At 45.6% G+C, this 15,920-nt stretch carries 13 protein-coding genes; all 13 read right to left on the bottom strand.

The annotated features are described in order from the left end of the window. Window positions 1-30: 30 nt before the first annotated feature. On the bottom strand, window positions 31-2,187 hold the full coding sequence (gene pcrA, locus HUE98_RS05085; RefSeq protein WP_241422777.1) for a DNA helicase PcrA: 2,157 nt from the start codon (window positions 2,185-2,187) through the stop codon (window positions 31-33). Window positions 2,188-2,399: 212 nt separating this feature from the next. Then, window positions 2,400-2,672 carry a YerC/YecD family TrpR-related protein gene (locus HUE98_RS05080; RefSeq protein ID WP_241423508.1) on the bottom strand — a complete coding sequence of 91 codons (273 nt, stop codon included), beginning with the start codon at window positions 2,670-2,672 and terminating at the stop codon, window positions 2,400-2,402. A 400-nt stretch (window positions 2,673-3,072) separates the two neighbouring features. After that, entirely contained in the window at window positions 3,073-4,350 is a 1,278-nt protein-coding gene (gene purD, locus HUE98_RS05075) for a phosphoribosylamine--glycine ligase (protein ID WP_241422776.1), read from the bottom strand. A 15-nt stretch (window positions 4,351-4,365) separates the two neighbouring features. Next, window positions 4,366-5,910 carry a bifunctional phosphoribosylaminoimidazolecarboxamide formyltransferase/IMP cyclohydrolase gene (gene purH, locus HUE98_RS05070; RefSeq protein ID WP_241422775.1) on the bottom strand — a complete coding sequence of 515 codons (1,545 nt, stop codon included), beginning with the start codon at window positions 5,908-5,910 and terminating at the stop codon, window positions 4,366-4,368. Window positions 5,911-5,962: 52 nt separating this feature from the next. Then, window positions 5,963-6,988, bottom strand: coding sequence for a phosphoribosylformylglycinamidine cyclo-ligase (purM, locus tag HUE98_RS05065; protein ID WP_407080302.1), 1,026 nt, complete (start codon window positions 6,986-6,988; stop codon window positions 5,963-5,965). A 17-nt stretch (window positions 6,989-7,005) separates the two neighbouring features. Continuing rightward, window positions 7,006-8,499 (bottom strand): amidophosphoribosyltransferase, encoded by a 1,494-nt coding sequence (gene purF, locus HUE98_RS05060; RefSeq protein WP_320415661.1) that lies wholly within the window; start codon window positions 8,497-8,499, stop codon window positions 7,006-7,008. Window positions 8,500-8,544: 45 nt separating this feature from the next. Further along, complete coding sequence (gene purB / locus HUE98_RS05055) at window positions 8,545-9,840, bottom strand: adenylosuccinate lyase (RefSeq protein ID WP_241422774.1); 1,296 nt, start codon at window positions 9,838-9,840, stop codon at window positions 8,545-8,547. A gap of 48 nt (window positions 9,841-9,888) precedes the next feature. Next, entirely contained in the window at window positions 9,889-10,419 is a 531-nt protein-coding gene (gene purE / locus HUE98_RS05050) for a 5-(carboxyamino)imidazole ribonucleotide mutase (RefSeq protein ID WP_241422773.1), read from the bottom strand. 13 nt (window positions 10,420-10,432) lie between these two features. Continuing rightward, window positions 10,433-11,968, bottom strand: a complete 1,536-nt coding sequence (gene guaA, locus HUE98_RS05045; RefSeq protein WP_241422772.1) for a glutamine-hydrolyzing GMP synthase — start codon at window positions 11,966-11,968, stop codon at window positions 10,433-10,435. Between the two features lie 154 nt (window positions 11,969-12,122). Further along, the gene (locus tag HUE98_RS05040) at window positions 12,123-12,758 is read right to left on the bottom strand and encodes a LysE family transporter (RefSeq protein ID WP_241422771.1); all 636 of its coding nucleotides are present in this window, start codon (window positions 12,756-12,758) and stop codon (window positions 12,123-12,125) included. A 32-nt stretch (window positions 12,759-12,790) separates the two neighbouring features. Beyond that, on the bottom strand, window positions 12,791-13,813 hold the full coding sequence (locus HUE98_RS05035) for a hypothetical protein (protein ID WP_241422770.1): 1,023 nt from the start codon (window positions 13,811-13,813) through the stop codon (window positions 12,791-12,793). 87 nt (window positions 13,814-13,900) lie between these two features. After that, window positions 13,901-14,764, bottom strand: coding sequence for a formyltransferase family protein (locus HUE98_RS05030; protein ID WP_241422769.1), 864 nt, complete (start codon window positions 14,762-14,764; stop codon window positions 13,901-13,903). 147 nt (window positions 14,765-14,911) lie between these two features. After that, window positions 14,912-15,859 (bottom strand): carbohydrate kinase family protein, encoded by a 948-nt coding sequence (locus HUE98_RS05025; RefSeq protein WP_277623707.1) that lies wholly within the window; start codon window positions 15,857-15,859, stop codon window positions 14,912-14,914. Between the last annotated feature and the right edge of the window lie 61 nt (window positions 15,860-15,920).

Here is a 15,920-nt window from a genome sequence, read left to right as displayed (position 1 = left end):
CCATTTCATGATATTTAGAGGCTTTTAGAATTAATTAGTTACTTTTTTTATAGGAGCAAAAGTGGCCAGTATGGTTTTGGTCCCCTCCGTGGGAAACAAAACCGTCAAAACCAGATCAGATCCAGAACTGCCCACAGTTCTAACCACTCCCTTTCCCCACTTAGAATGATACAAACCATCTCCAACTTTCCAGTCTTCATCAGGGTTCGAAATGAAATCAATTTCTTTTTCAGCCTGCTCTTCTTCATCTAAAAAATTATCCCCCAACAGTTCTGCGGGAATCTCCTTGAAAAAACAGGAGGGAGGGTTGAAAACCAACCTGCCATAAAGATTCCTCTGCTTGGCGTGGGTAAGATAAAGCCGCTCCATAGCCCGGGTACAGCCTACGTAGCAGAGACGTCTTTCCTCCTCCAACCCATGCTCACTGTCCAGGGACATAGAGTGAGGAAAAATCCCCTCCTCCATTCCGGCCAAGAAAACTACAGGGAATTCTAACCCCTTGGCACTATGAAAGGTCATCAATCTGACCTTAACCTCTCTCTCCTCCTCCTGCAGCCCCTCTTCAGAAGAGGTAATTAATGAAATCCCCGTGAGAAAAGCAGTTAGGCTCTTATCTTCTGAACTCACATCAAATTCCCGGGCAGCAGACACCATTTCTTTGAGATTTTCAATACGGGAACGGGATTCCAACGTCCCTTCTGCTTCAAGAGCGGTTAAATATCCCGTTTTTTCTATGATTTCCTCCGTTAACTCCCTTACGGATAAGAATTCCCTCATCCTCCGTAAATTATGAATTAAATTAGTAAATTCTTCTATTTTTCTCCCGGTGTTCTGGGTAACTCCAGATTCATCCCATCTGCTCAAGGACTCAAACAGGGTCAAGTTTTGGTCAGAAGCCATAACTTCTAGTTTTTCAACTGTTTTTTTGCCAATTCCCTTTCGGGGGACATTGATAATTCTCTTCAGACTAAAATTGTCTGATGGATTATCAACCAACCTCAGATAGGCCAGAGTATCTTTTATTTCCAACCGTTCGTAAAATCTGACCCCACCATATATGGTAAAAGAAATATCCTTCCTCAAAAATACTTCCTCTAGAACCCTGGACTGCGCGTTAGTCCGGTAAAGAACAGCAAATTCTTTGAAACTGTCCAGGTTCTTCTTAATTTCATCAGCAATATACTGGGCTTCCTGATATTCATCCCTGCCGCAAAAATAAAAGATTTTATCCCCGGGGGGCTGTTGAGTCCAAAGACGTTTAGGTTTTCGCTCCTGATTATTTTTTATTACATGAAAAGCAGCTTCGAGAATATTTCCTTTGGACCTGTAATTTTCCTCTAATTTAATCACCTGGGCTTCGGGGTAATCTCTTTCAAATTCCAGGATATTTCTAATATCTGCTCCACGAAACTGGTAAATTGACTGGTCATCATCTCCCACCACACAGAGGTTCCTATGTTTTTGGGACAGCATCTTTACCAACAGGTACTGAACCATATTGGTATCCTGGTATTCATCCACCAGAATAAACTTATACTGTTCCTGGTAAGCCCTTAAAATCTCCGGCCTTTCCCTGAAAAGACGTACCGTCAAAAAAAGCAGGTCATCAAAATCAAGACAGTTGCTGCTCTTCAGCTTTTTTTGATACAATTGATAAATCTCACTGACTTTCCGGGAGAAATAATCGCTTGACTGCTGCTCATACTGATCTTCATCCACCAGGTCATTCTTGGCTTTACTGATGATTCCTAAAATTTTTCGGGGAATATACTGCTTGAAATCAAGATCAAGCTCTTTCAAACACTCTTTTATTATGTTCAGCTGGTCCTGAGTGTCAAAAATAACAAAGCTGCTCTCATATCCCAAATGACTGATAGCTCCCCTGAGAATTCGGGCTGAAGATGCATGGAAGGTAGAAACCCAAAGCCTCAAATCAGCCTGTAATATTCGGCAAATTCTATCTTTCATCTCCTCCGCTGCTTTGTTGGTAAAGGTCAAAGCCATAATCTGGCCGGGCCTGCACTTTCCAGTCCTTAAAAGATAAGCGACCCGACAGGTTAAGACCCTGGTCTTTCCACTACCCGCCCCGGCTAAAATTAGCAAGGGGCCCTCTGTAGTAGTTACAGCCTCCATCTGCTTTTCATTTAAACCTTCAAATAAATCCTCTACAGGTGAGTCATAATTCATAATAGTACCCCTTTAAACGGTTTAAAAAAACAATTGATGTGTTCTTTCATTTCTATTTGCATTAATAATATAAAAGACAAACCAAACCCTGGATATAAAAACCTGGGAAATTGAAAAAAGTGTTCAGAGATACCCGGCACCCTACAACCCCAGAAATTCTCCTCTGAACACACTAAAAAAGCTTCAATTATTTAAGCTCCCTACTTTTTAGTTTAGGAACCCTCTTCTTCTTTCAAGCGCTGCAGAGCTATTGCATACCCACCACTGCCGTAAAACAGATATCGTTTAACCCGGCTGATAGTAGCCGTGCTGGCACCGGTCTCTTTTTCAATCTGATGATAAGTGTAACCATCCTGCAGCATTTTTGCAACCTCCAACCTTTGAACCAGAGATTTTAATTCATTAATAGTACAAAGATCTTCGAAAAACTTATAACACTCTTCAATATTTTCCAGGGAAAGAATGGCCGTAAACAGCTGGTCCATGTATTTATCTTTTAGATTAGAGTCAATTATGTGAATCACCCCCGGATTACCTATTCGGCATATTTTAATTTCTTAGGTAATATTCTTTAGACATGCTGGAAATCCTGCTTGTTTATAATTTTTTACTTTAACGCATTAAATGCTTTTCTAGCCATTATTGTCCTCCAATTCATAAGCCCTGTCAAGGCTATCAAAGGAGCTGTTCTTCCGGCAGTACATTTAAAAACATTGCTGTCATTGGTATTATATGGGTTGTCGGATGAACAGTCCCCTTGACAGTCTTGACACGTCTTGACACGGCCCAGCCCGACAGCCCCCTTGACAGGTTTAAATAAAAACCCTATTTTGGACTTTTTAGATGTGTCCTCAATAGGGTTTGAAACTTCTCATAACTTTCTTATTATTTCAAAAGCTTAAGCGCTTTCTGCCCGATATCTTTACGGTAGTGTGCACCTTCAAACCTTATGGATTCCACGGCTTCATAGACATTCTTTAAGGTTTGGGGCAGAGTTTGGGCCCAACCGGTAACCCCCAGCACTCGGCCACCGCTGGTGACCACTTTTTCTTTTTGGATATCGGTACCGGCATGGAAAACCATCAGGTTATGGTTTGCTTTTTGTTCCTCCAGTCCCTCAATGACCATTCCTTTTTGGTAGGAATCGGGATAACCACCGGAAGCCATCACCACACAAACGGCATAACCTTCATGCCACTCAGCTTTAACCTGGGAAAGCTTACCTTCCACCACTGCCTGTAATATGGGAACCAGGTCTGATTTTAAAAGAGGAATGACTACCTGGGCCTCAGGGTCACCAAATCGGCAGTTAAATTCCAATACTTTCGGTCCTTTTTCTGTAAACATGAGTCCGGCATAAATTATTCCGGAATAAGAATGTCCATCAGACTTTAACCCTTTTACCGCAGGAAGCAATATCTCCTCTTCAACATACTTGGCAATTTCCGGTGTAACCAATGGAGCCGGGGCATAAGCCCCCATGCCTCCGGTATTAGGGCCCCTATCACCGTCATAAACGGGTTTGTGGTCCTGGGATGAAACCATGGGCAGTATACTTTCTCCATCCGTAAAGGCCAAAATGGAAGCTTCTTCTCCCCGCAGGCATTCCTCCACAATCAAGCGGTTACCGGCATCTCCAAAGGCACGGTCTATCATGATTTTCTTCATGGCCAGAAGAGCTTCTTCCTCTTCTTCGCAGACGATTACTCCCTTACCGGCAGCCAGGCCCTCCGCCTTTATCACGATGGGTGTTCCTACTTTTTTTATGTATTGTTCTGCTTCTTCAGGGTTGGTGAAGGTCTTGTACTCTGCCGTAGGTATATTGTATTTTACCATTAATTCCTTAGCAAAAACCTTGCTTCCTTCAAGCTTTGCTGCCTGTTTGTTGGGGCCAAATATCTTCAAACCCCTTCCCTGGAAAAGGTCAACTATACCTTCCGCCAGAGGGGCCTCAGGCCCAACTATGGTAAGATCTATTTTCTGTTCTTCTGCAAACTCCACCAATCCCCGCAGATCCTCTACTGAAATAGGGACACACTGAGCATACTCAGAAATACCGGCATTGCCGGGAGCACAATAGATTTTTTCTACCAAAGGACTCTGTTTTAATTTCCAAACCAGGGTGTGCTCTCTCCCGCCGCCTCCAACCACTAAAATGCGCAAAAGATAAACACCTCCTTAGTGTTTAAAATACCTTCTGCCCGTAAAGAGCATAGTCATTCCAAAAGAATCTGCCGTCTCAATAGCATCCTTGTCTTTCAAAGAACCCCCCGGCTGAATCAATGCCGTAACCCCGGCTTTGGCAGCTTCTTCTACAGTATCCGGGAAGGGGAAGAATGCATCTGAAGCTAAAGCACTGCCCTTAGCTTTTTCTCCGGCCTGTTCAATGGCAATACGGGCCGCCCCTACACGGTTCATCTGTCCTGCACCCACTCCAATAGTCTGTAGATTTTTAGCTAGAACGATGGCATTGGATTTTACATGCTTTACCACCTTCATTCCAAAAACCAGATCCGCCAGTTCACTGTCCGTAGGCTTCCTTTTGGTCACTACCTGCCAATCCGCAGGATCCAGAAGTACGGTATCTAACTCCTGAACCAAAAGCCCACCGGACACCTTCTTGAAATCGCTCTTCTCTCGTTCTTCATGAGATAGTTTGGCCTGCAGGACCCGGATATCTTTTTTAGCTTTCAATGCTTCCAGGGCTTCCGGGTCATATTCCGGGGCAATGATTACTTCTATAAATATTTTCAATATTTCTTCTGCAGTTTTTTTATCTACCCGGGTGTTGGCAGCGATAATGCCCCCGAATATTGAAACCGGGTCAGAATCATACGCTCTGATGTAAGCATCATAGAGTTCTGCCCCTGTCCCTACACCACAGGGGTTAGCATGCTTAACTGCTACAATAGTAGGTTCTTGATATTCCTGAACTAACTCCCAGGCAGCGTTAGTATCATTTATATTATTAAAAGAAAGCTCTTTCCCTTGAAACTGTTGGGCAAAGGCAATGGATGAAGGAACAGGGTTGACCTCCCGATAGAAAACCGCCTGCTGTTGAGGATTTTCCCCATATCGAAGGTCCTGCACCTTTTTGTAATTTAAAAGCAGAGTATTACGGAACTTAGCTTCCCCGGGAAGAAGCCCCGAAAGATAACTGCTGATTAAGGCATCATATTCTGCGGTGTGGGTAAAGGCCTCTACTGCCAGTTGAAAACGGGTCTCCTGGCTGAGAGAGCCTTTTTCCTTTATCTCGTCAATGATTTCTTGGTACCGGTCAGGATTGACCACCACGGCCACATCCTTATAATTTTTGGCAGCAGAGCGCACCATGGTAGGCCCGCCGATATCAATGTTCTCGATGGCATCCTCTAAGGTAACCCCTTCTTTCGCTATAGTCTGAGCGAAGGGATACAGGTTAACCACTACCAGGTCAATGGGGGAAATATCATGTTCCGCCATCTGTTTTTGATGGAGTTCTTCCCCCCTCTTGCCCAATATTCCTCCGTGAATTTTAGGATGAAGGGTTTTCAGCCTTCCCTCCAAAATTTCCGGAAAACCGGTAACCTCAGAAACGGATTTCACCGGCACTCCTGCATCTGCCAGAGATTTCTTGGTCCCTCCGGTGGAAAGAATCTCGAAACCCAGTTCTGTTAGAGACCGGGCAAAATCCACCACCCCTGACTTGTCAGAAACGCTTAATAATGCATATTTAGTACTCATTATTACCACCTTCCTTTTAATGAAAATTGCTGCTTCAAATTAGAATGCAGACTTATTTATAGTTAAATATCTCCACACCTTCCCCGGAGACTACCTCACCCAGTGTCCATCCCTTATGACCACACCGGGAAATCACCTGTAGGATGTCCTGCTCGTCTCCTGAAGGCACAACCAAAATAAAACCGATTCCCATATTAAAGGTCCTAAACATTTCCCGATAACTGATATCCCCTTCTTCTCGAATCAGGGAAAATATAGGGGGGATACTCCACTGGCTGCGGATTTCCGCTCCGGTTCCCGGGGGCAGTACCCGGGGTATGTTTTCATAAAAACCTCCCCCAGTAACGTGAATCATTCCATTAATGGTATGCTTTTTCAAGAGTTCCAGGACTAATCCGGTGTATATTATGGTGGGCTTTAAAAGCTCTTCCCCCAGAGTGCATCCCAAAGAAGGGTTGAAATCTTGTAAACGGCTTTCTTTTCCCTCTATCAGCACCTTTCTTACCAGGGAGTAGCCATTGCTGTGCACCCCTGATGAGGCAACACCGATAATTTTGTCCCCGACACTAATACTGCTGCCATTAATAATTTTTCCTTTATCTACTACCCCTACGGCAAAACCAGCCAGATCATATTCTCCCGGAGCATAAAAACCCGGCATCTCTGCGGTTTCCCCGCCTATCAAGGCACAGCCTGCCTGACGGCAGCCATTGGCAATTCCCTCTACAATATGGGATACTTTTTCCGGCTTTAGCTTACCTACTGCCAGGTAGTCAAGAAAAAACAGGGGCTCAGCCCCTAAGACAGCTATATCATTTACGCACATGGCCACCAAATCAATTCCCACAGTCTGGTGTGAATCCATCAAAAAAGCAATTTTTAATTTGGTTCCCACCCCGTCTGTGCCGGATACCAGCACCGGTTCTTTATATTTTTCCACATTCAGGGCAAATAATCCTCCAAAACCACCGATGTCCGTAAGAACTTCATCCCGAAAGGTCTTATTTACCAAACCCTTTATTTTTTCCACCGCCAGATTGGCAGCATCGATATCTACTCCTGCTTTTTTATAACTCATTTCATCTTTCAATAGCATCACCTTTTTGTTGTCTCAAATAGTTTTTTCTTTAACCCACTGGTTGGCTGGACAATATATTCCTTGTCAAAGCAGGCCTTACAAAAACTGTCCCTGGATAGTCCCACAGAAGAAACTAAACCTTCAATGCTCAGATAACCTAGAGAGTCCGCTTTAATAATGTTTTTAATTTCCTCTACAGTTTTAAAGGCCCCCAACAGTTCCTTGGTGGAGGAGGTATCTATTCCATAGAAGCAGGGAGAAATCACCGGTGGTGAACTGATTCTCACATGCACCTCTGTAGCTCCGGCTTTTCTCAACATCTGAACAATCTGCTTAGAGGTTGTTCCCCGCACAATGGAATCATCAACCAGAACAATCCTTTTTCCCTTGACTACTTTTTTTACAGCGTTCAGCTTTAGCTTTACTCCCAAATCCCGAATTTCCTGGCTTGGTTGTATAAAAGTCCTCCCAATATACCGGTTTTTAATAAGTCCCATCTCGTAGGGCAGACCCATCTCCTCGGCAACCCCGGAAGCGGCAGAAATACTGGAATCAGGCACCCCGGTAACAATATCTGCTTCAACGGGATATTCCCTGGCTAACTGCTTACCCAACTCTCTTCTGACCAGGTGCACATTCTGACCATGAATATTGCTGTCCGGACGGGCAAAATAGATAAACTCAAATATACAAAGTGCCAAAGGCTTTTCCGGAGCAAACCTCCTGGTATGCAGGCCCTGATTATCAATGACCACCATCTCCCCAGGGTCTATATCCCGGATGAATTCTGCTCCTATGGTATCAAAAGCACAGGTCTCCGAGGCCAGGACATAACAACCGTCCAAAAGCCCTAGAGAAAGGGGCCTGATCCCATGGGGGTCCCTTGCCCCAATAAGCTTATCCTCGGTCATTATAACAAAGGTAAAGGCTCCCTCCAGATGAGCTAGAGCCTGGGATATAGTATCTTCTACAATATCCCCCCCCAGGCGGGCAATCAGGTGGGCTACAATTTCACTGTCCGTGGTGGTTTGAAAAATAGCGCCCCCCTCTCCAAGATTGTCCCTAATCTCCCGGCCGTTTACCAGGTTTCCATTATGGCTAATGGCCAGGCAGCCCTTACTGTACCGTATCATCAAGGGCTGGGCGTTTACCAGGGAACTGGAACCCATGGTGGAATAGCGAACATGGCCTACTGCCATATGACCGGTGAGCCTCCGGGTCTTCTGTCCGTTTAAAACTTCAGAAACCAGTCCCATGCCCTTCTCAATATCCATCTTGCCGCCATTGGAAACTGCTATACCGGCACTTTCCTGCCCACGGTGCTGCAGCGCATAGAGTGCATAGTGGGTAATCTGGGCTACATTATGTCCCGGGGCATAAATTCCAAAGACCCCACATTCCTCCTTGAATTTGTCACAGCCTACCTCTAAAGTCCCATCTTGCATCCTACCGCACCTCTCCATCCCTAATGGATTTCTTCTGACTTTTACCTCTTTGCCTATGAACTTCATCCCAAAGGCTCCTTTAGTAGTTGGACATACTAAAGGGGAAATCTATTATGCTAAATGTAAACGCTGAAAAATTAAATCTACCCTCTTCAGCTGTTCTAAGGGGTCAAAACAAGCATCTAATTCCCCGGTAGTTAGATATTTTTGAACCTCCGCCACCTCTTCCAAAAGAGTGCGGAAGGAAACTCCTTTTTCCCAAGCTTCCATAGCTTTAGACTGCACTATTTCATAGGCCCTTTCCCGAAGCAGCCCTTTTTCCACCAGTTTCAAAAGCACCCTCTGAGAATAAATCAACCCATAGGTCCTCTCCATGTTTCTCTTCATATTTTCCGGATATACATGAAGGTCTCGAATAACACGGGTCATCTGTTTCAATAGATAGTCAATCAGTATGGTACTGTCAGGCACAATTACCCTTTCTGCAGAGGAGTGGGATATATCCCTTTCGTGCCAGAGAGCTATATTCTCCAGAGCAGTCAAGGCATTGCTTCGTACAATCCGGCAGAGGCCCGTAACCTGTTCACAGGACACCGGATTTCTTTTATGGGGCATGGCAGAAGAACCGGTTTGTCCCTTATAGAAGGGTTCTTCCACTTCCCGGGTTTCAGACTTTTGAAGTCCCCTGATTTCTGTAGCTATTTTGTCCAGAGTGCCGCCGATTACTGCCAATACCGTCAAATACTCCCCATGTCGATCCCTCTGTATAATCTGCGTAGAGATGGGGGCAGGTTCCAGTCCCATCTTTCCGCAAATATATTCTTCCACAAAGGGGTCTATATGGGCGTAAGTTCCTACGGCACCGGACAATTTCCCCACGCTGATGATTTTTTTAGCCTGTTTCATTCTGGTTAGATTTCTCTGCATCTCCGCATACCAAAGGGCCAGCTTCAACCCAAAGGTAGTAGGTTCAGCATGAACTCCGTGGGTGCGCCCCACCATTACCATATCTTTATATTGTAGGGCTTTTACCTTTAATACTCCAATAAACTCTTCAATATCTTCAATGATTAACTCTGCCGCTTCTTTCATTAATGCACACATGGCTGTGTCCACCACATCCGAGGAGGTAAGCCCGTAATGAACATATTTTGATTCTTCCCCTAAAGTCTCTGCCACAGCCCTGGTAAAGGCTACCACATCGTGTCGGGTAACCTGTTCAATCTCCAAAATCCTGTCCACGGAAAAACCAGCTTTATCCCGAATCAACCGGGCCGACTCCTCCGGGATTACCCCCAAACGGGCCCAGGCCTCACAAGCCAATACTTCTATCTCCAGCCATTTTTTAAATTTATTTTCCAGAGTCCAGATTTTGCCCATTTCGGGACGCGTATAGCGTTCTATCATTTCATGTCGTCCTCTCTATCGGGTATTAATTGGATGCCTTCTTGGTGTTTAAGATTTGCTAGAAAATTTTTTTAGATAATCTTTGTAGCCCAGTTCATGTAACAGCTCAGCCTTTTTATTCACCTTACCTGCCAGATCCTTCTTAAATTTAACTACATTTTCCCTGACCTCGGGGTATTTATTGCCCAAGATTTGAGCCGCTAATATACCTGCATTCCTTGCCCCATCAATGGCCACCGTGGCCACCGGAATTCCAGCAGGCATCTGCACAATAGAGTAGAGGGAATCAACTCCCCCCAGGGAGAATGTATTAACAGGAACCCCTATAACCGGTAGAGGAGTCATGGCCGCAATCACCCCAGGGAGGTGTGCCGCCCCGCCTGCGCCGGCAATAATGACTTCGATTCCCCGATCTGCAGCCTCCTTTGCATAATCGGCGGTTTTTTCAGGGACTCGATGAGCAGAAGATATCAACATTTCAAAACCAATCCCCAGTTCTTCCAAAACCTGCGCACTTTCTTTCATAACCGGAAGGTCCGAATCACTTCCCATAACTATACTTACCAATGCTTTTTCCATTTTTACACCTCCATTATTCCCATTCGATAGTAGACGGCGGTTTTGCCGTCATGTCATAAACAAAACGATTTGCCAGGGGAATTTCATTTACAATACGGCTGGAAATCCTCTCCAGCACTTCATAGGGAATCCTTACCCAGTCCGCAGTCATACCGTCATGACTATGCACCGCTCTCATGGCCACCGTGTGGCTGTAAGTACGTTTATCCCCCATAACCCCAACGCTTCTGACGTTGGGAAGTACTGCAAAATACTGCCAGATTTCCTTATCCAGTCCCGCCTTGGCCACTTCCTCCCGGACAATGGCATCAGCTTCCCGAAGAACCTGAAGCTTCTCTTCGTTTACTTCTCCCAGGCATCTTACCCCCAATCCAGGTCCGGGGAAAGGCTGCCGCCAGGTAATCTCCCGGGGCATTTCCAATTCCTGGGCTACCAACCGCACCTCATCCTTGAAAAGCTGATCCAAAGGCTCAATAAGCTTTAACCGCATGTTCTCCGGCAGCCCCCCCACGTTGTGGTGGGACTTAATTACCGCCGCCGTGGCGGTGCCGCTCTCAATTACATCAGGATAGAGAGTGCCCTGCACCAGATAATCTATTTGCCCAAGTTTTGCCGCCTCATCTTCAAACACATAAATAAATTCATTTCCAATTATCTTTCTTTTTTCTTCCGGGTCAGTAACCCCTTTTAGCTTGGACAAAAATCTCTCTTGAGCATTTACCAGAGTTACATTCATATGAAACTTGTCCGCAAATGTCTTCATCACTTCTGAAGCCTCATCCTTGCGCAGCAGCCCGTGATCAACAAAAATACATTCTAGTCTATCACCAATGGCTTTATGCACCAGGACCGCCGCCACAGAAGAGTCCACTCCTCCGCTAAGGCCGCACACCACTTTTTCATCAGGCCCTACAGTTTTTCTAATTTCTTCAATAGATCGCTTCACAAAGGATTCCATATTCCAGGTCCCTTTAAACCCACATACTTTAAACAGAAAGTTTTGTATTATTTCTTTTCCATGCTGAGTATGCACCACCTCCGGATGGAACTGGACGGCATATCTCTTCAGATCAGGGCTGCTCATAGCCGCTACCGGTGAATTCTCTGTGGTGGCGGTAACCCCATACCCCGGCGGAGGAGCCGTAACATAATCACCGTGGCTCATCCAGCAGATCATTTCCCGGGGCACATCCTGGAAAAGAATATCTTCATTTATCAAAGTCAGCCGAGTTTTCCCAAACTCTGACCGCTGGGCCGGAGTTACTTCTCCTCCCAGGACTTTTGCCATCAGCTGCATCCCATAACATATTCCCAACATAGGCAGGTCTAAATCAAACATTTCCTTATGGCAGAAAGGAGCCCCTTCCTCATATACACTTCCTGATCCCCCAGAAAAGACCAGTGCTCCAGGTTTCATCGCCAGGATTTCCTCCATCGAAGCATTGAAAGGAAGTATTTCACAGTAAACATTTTCCTCTCTGATTCTTCGGGCAATCAACTGGGTATACTGGGCACCGAAGTCCAGAATTATCACTTTCTCTTCAGACAATGAACCCTCATCCCTTTCCACAATAAACTATTTTTCGGTAAAAAATGATTATTTTTTAAGACAGGTATTACTATTCTATTTTATCCTTATTAACCCCTGTTAACAATGATATTATAACAAAATAAGTTTATTTTTAGGGGCCATCGTTAAAGAATTAAAAAAAAGTTAATCCGGAGTAAAAAAAATAAATCGCCATAGCCATTAAAAAAATCCCACAGACACCGGTAATTGCCCGGTATAGGTTAGGTGAAAACTTACTGCTTCCTCTCACCAGGAGCCAGGATACCAGTGTATACCAGATAAAATCCGCCGAGATGTGGCCCAGATAAAAGAAAATGATACCAGCCATCCCATATTGAAGGGAAATAACCACATATCCTGCTCCTACCGTACCCCACCATAGAGTAAAGTAAGGGTTTAAGAGACTTACCAGTGCACCGGTGGCAACCGGACCCAGGGCAGACCCCTTTTCTTCCCCCCCCATTTCCAACTCCAGGTTTTTTTGACGGGCTTCCCGGAGCATACCATAACCCATCCATACCAGCACCACTGCGCCCAAAAGCCCAAAGGTTCCGCTGACCACGGGGCTGACTAAAAATACGCTGAGGCCAAAAACCAGGGCCAGGGTGATCCCCAACTCCAGAAGGGCATGTCCAGAAATCAACAGCGGCCCGGCAGAAATTCCTCTCTTCAGGGTCTCCCGCACATTAACCGACAACAGAGGCCCTGGAACTAAGGCCCCTGAAAAACCAATGAACATAGATGAGAAATATAAAAATACCAACTCCATAATACCACTCCAACCAATCTTTTGGGGGTAAACTAGCCCAGTTTGGCTGCCCGGCCCCTCACTACACTTCTGGTAACTTTATGGACCTCAACAATCTCTTCAATATCTGACATCTCCATTCCCACCAACCAGTGGTAAAAAGGTTCTTTTTTATTACCTTCCCTTAATTTTACCTGCTTCCTTACCTTTTCCCGGCCCCCTTGAACCCAGAGATCCAAAAGATACTGCAGGTTTCGCATATCTGTTGTGGCCAGAGAACAGGTTCCATAAGACAGAGCATAAGCGTTTCCGTTAAAAACCACAGCAAATCCACCTCCGGCCTCCACTGCCTTAAGCATCTGAAAATCGGTTATACTGTCACCCACCACGGCCATATTTTCAAGGAAAACACCATGACGATGTAATATTATTTCTACTGAGCGCATCTTTCTACGACCGCCCATAACCCGAACCTTTGAAAAAATTTCCCCCAGGCGAGTTCCCTTAAGCTGCTCCCAGAAAAATGAATCCAGGTAAGCTTTCATCTCCTGATCCTTCTCCCCAGATTCCAGGTTTTCTGTATAGAGGTTGTCCAGTATATAATTCTCCACCCCTTCCATCAAAGAAAAATCCTCTTTGCCCAGGCGCTGGTAACTGTCATCCAGGGATAGCTCTGTACAGAAAACTCTCTGCTCGCCCTCTTGAAAGACAGGAACATTTAGTCTGCTGGCAATGCTGTGGGCATGCTGCTGATAAGACGTGGAGATAATATGAACCTTCCAGCCCGTCTCTTTTAAATTCCCAATGAGCTCTCCAGCACCCTTTACCAGCCCTGCCCGGGAGGAAACCTCCCGAAGGTCATCCTCCTTGATGCGGTGAAACAGGAGAAAGGGAATAATTAGGGAAAGAGTATCCCCCGGCTCATAACCCTCCTTGCCCTCCAGAGCCAACAGGTCATCATACCGGCTTAAGACAGAAAATATCTTGTCTCCCTCCTCCACCAGGGCCATAGAATCAAAGGCATGGTCCATGGGGGATAGGGGTCCCTCCAGGTCAAAAGCAATCAGCTTCTTCACGTTTTTCCTCCTTTATTTCTGATCCATTGATAACCAAAAAACATTACTAATGGCTGTTATTTTATCTGTTTTCATCACTTTGGTATTCTAAGCTTTTTTTATCGTACCGTCAATCATTTTAGTCAGATTGCAGCCTTGGGAAAGCTCCATGCCCTGGGAATCAAGAATTTTCTCCCCCTGGACCCGTACTCTTCCCTCAGCAAAAACTTTCACCGTATAACTGATCAGGGGGAACTCCCTGATCAGGCCCTGTTTTCTAATCTCATGGAACAGCGCAAAATCTTTAGCTGCCTTCACCCCTCCCCCTCGTAAAAGCCCAGGGCACTGCTGTTCCCGTTTTTCAAGTTCCCTCCAACCTGAATCAAAATTTGGCCCTTTAATATCAAAAAGACAGTAAGTCACCGGAGGGCCTTCATCCAGAACCGGCGTAACAAGGTGCATCATGACCCCGGTTTCTTCTGACCTTTTCAGCATAAGTTCCCACACAACCTCCTGCCAAGAACCTTTGGGGCCTCCGGGGCGGGCCGGATGGAGATTCACCATGGGATATTCCCTGCACATTTCTTCACCTACCACCAGCATATACCCCGCCAAAACAACCAGGTTTGCCGGAAAATTTCTTATTAACTCTGTTACTTCCCCATCATAGAGGCGGCGCCATTCCCAAATCTTGCTTATATCCCCCTGCTGTTCCAATTCCAGACCCTTTTTTCTTAACTCCGGCTTGAATCTCTGGGAGGAAAAACATATCAGAGGAATATGATTTTCCCGAACCTGTTGAATAAATCTGTCACTTTCCACAGACTCCCCCTCTTCCCGGCTGCAGAAAACAAAAGAAATCTCAGAGTGGGGGATGTTCCCCTTTTCTATGTCCTTTAACACCACCTGCAGAAGGTCCCTGGCTGCCTGGTCCCTTCCGGTAGAAAACCAGCCTAACTTAAACGTATCCACTGTTCACACTCCCGTTATAAATTGTCAAGGGGATGGTTCTTCTGATAACACTTCACTTCTATCCATCCAAAGTGCCAGAAGGCCTGACCCCCTACCCTTGAGTACCCTTGAGGGTAGTTTTCCCACTGCCCAATTCTTCTGATAGGCTTAAAGCTTCAAAGGATATTTTTCCCTGCCCATACCGGTAACACTACGACCGGCCCAATAAATTCCCCGTTTTACACTGTCCCTTAGACTGTTCCCCTCTAATCGAGCAGCAGTAAATCCGGCGGCAAAGACATCCCCGGCTCCGGTAGTGTCCACCACCGGCACTTTTAGAGCAGGTACAGTAAATTCCCCGGAAGAATGAAGGACAAAAACTCCTGCCTCCCCCAGGGTACATAAAATAACCTCCGGTCCCATTTTCAGCAGTTCACTGGCACCTTCCCTCCAGGGGCGGCCGGTCAAAAGCTCCACTTCTTTTTTTTCCGGAAAAAAGTAATTAGCCCGGCTTATCAAGGGTTCTAAAGAGTCCATTCCCCTGCGGGCATAAAACATACCGGGGTCAAAACTTACCTTGACCCCGGGGGGCAGCTGTTCAATTAACCTGCACTGAGCTTCAAAAGGCTTATCCCCATGAAAGGAGGTTAGATGTATACAGGCAGCTTCTTCATTTATCTCATTTACAGTAAGGTCATTATAATCCATCTGGTCGTTGGCATTGGGACAGATTACCAGAGAACGATCCTTGCTATCCCCCAAAAGAAGAGTAATACACAGGCCGCTTCTGCCCCCTTTGACAATATTCCCTTTATCTACATCCTCCAGGCTTTCCAGCAAAAAATCTCCCTCAGGATCTTCTCCTACCCTGCCAATAAAACCGCAAGAAACCCCCAAACGGGACAGAGCTACTGTGGTGTTTGCCGCGGACCCTCCCCCGTACCTACCCTTTAAAATCCCCTGATTTGATAACAACTTCAGCAGTACAGCTGCTTCAGAAGGCCCTTCAACATATTCACATCCCGGCTGATAAGGCAGCTTTTCAGCTGTATCTTTAGGAATTTGAAAAATCAAATCCACGTTCAGTGCTCCAAAACCATATACTTTGCCAAGCAAATATGAACCTCCTCAAATGCCCTGTAAACTAACCTTCTTAGCTCATCATTTTAGAAACAGC

This window comes from Candidatus Contubernalis alkalaceticus (genome assembly GCF_022558445.1).
GTDB classification, from domain to species: domain Bacteria; phylum Bacillota; class Dethiobacteria; order SKNC01; family SKNC01; genus Contubernalis; species Contubernalis alkaliaceticus.
This window is presented reverse-complemented; position numbering and strand designations above follow the sequence as displayed.

Excerpts from the sequence above, each read along its gene's own strand:
- pcrA (WP_241422777.1), bottom strand. The coding sequence starts at position 2,187 with ATGAATTATGACTCACCTGTAGAGGATTTATTTGAAGGTTTAAATGAA.
- HUE98_RS05080 (WP_241423508.1), bottom strand. The coding sequence starts at position 2,672 with ATGGACCAGCTGTTTACGGCCATTCTTTCCCTGGAAAATATTGAAGAG.
- purH (WP_241422775.1), bottom strand. The coding sequence starts at position 5,910 with ATGAGTACTAAATATGCATTATTAAGCGTTTCTGACAAGTCAGGGGTG.
- purM (WP_407080302.1), bottom strand. The coding sequence starts at position 6,988 with ATGAGTTATAAAAAAGCAGGAGTAGATATCGATGCTGCCAATCTGGCG.
- purF (WP_320415661.1), bottom strand. The coding sequence starts at position 8,499 with ATGAAGTTCATAGGCAAAGAGGTAAAAGTCAGAAGAAATCCATTAGGG.
- purB (WP_241422774.1), bottom strand. The coding sequence starts at position 9,840 with ATGATAGAACGCTATACGCGTCCCGAAATGGGCAAAATCTGGACTCTG.
- purE (WP_241422773.1), bottom strand. The coding sequence starts at position 10,419 with ATGGAAAAAGCATTGGTAAGTATAGTTATGGGAAGTGATTCGGACCTT.
- HUE98_RS05040 (WP_241422771.1), bottom strand. The coding sequence starts at position 12,758 with ATGGAGTTGGTATTTTTATATTTCTCATCTATGTTCATTGGTTTTTCA.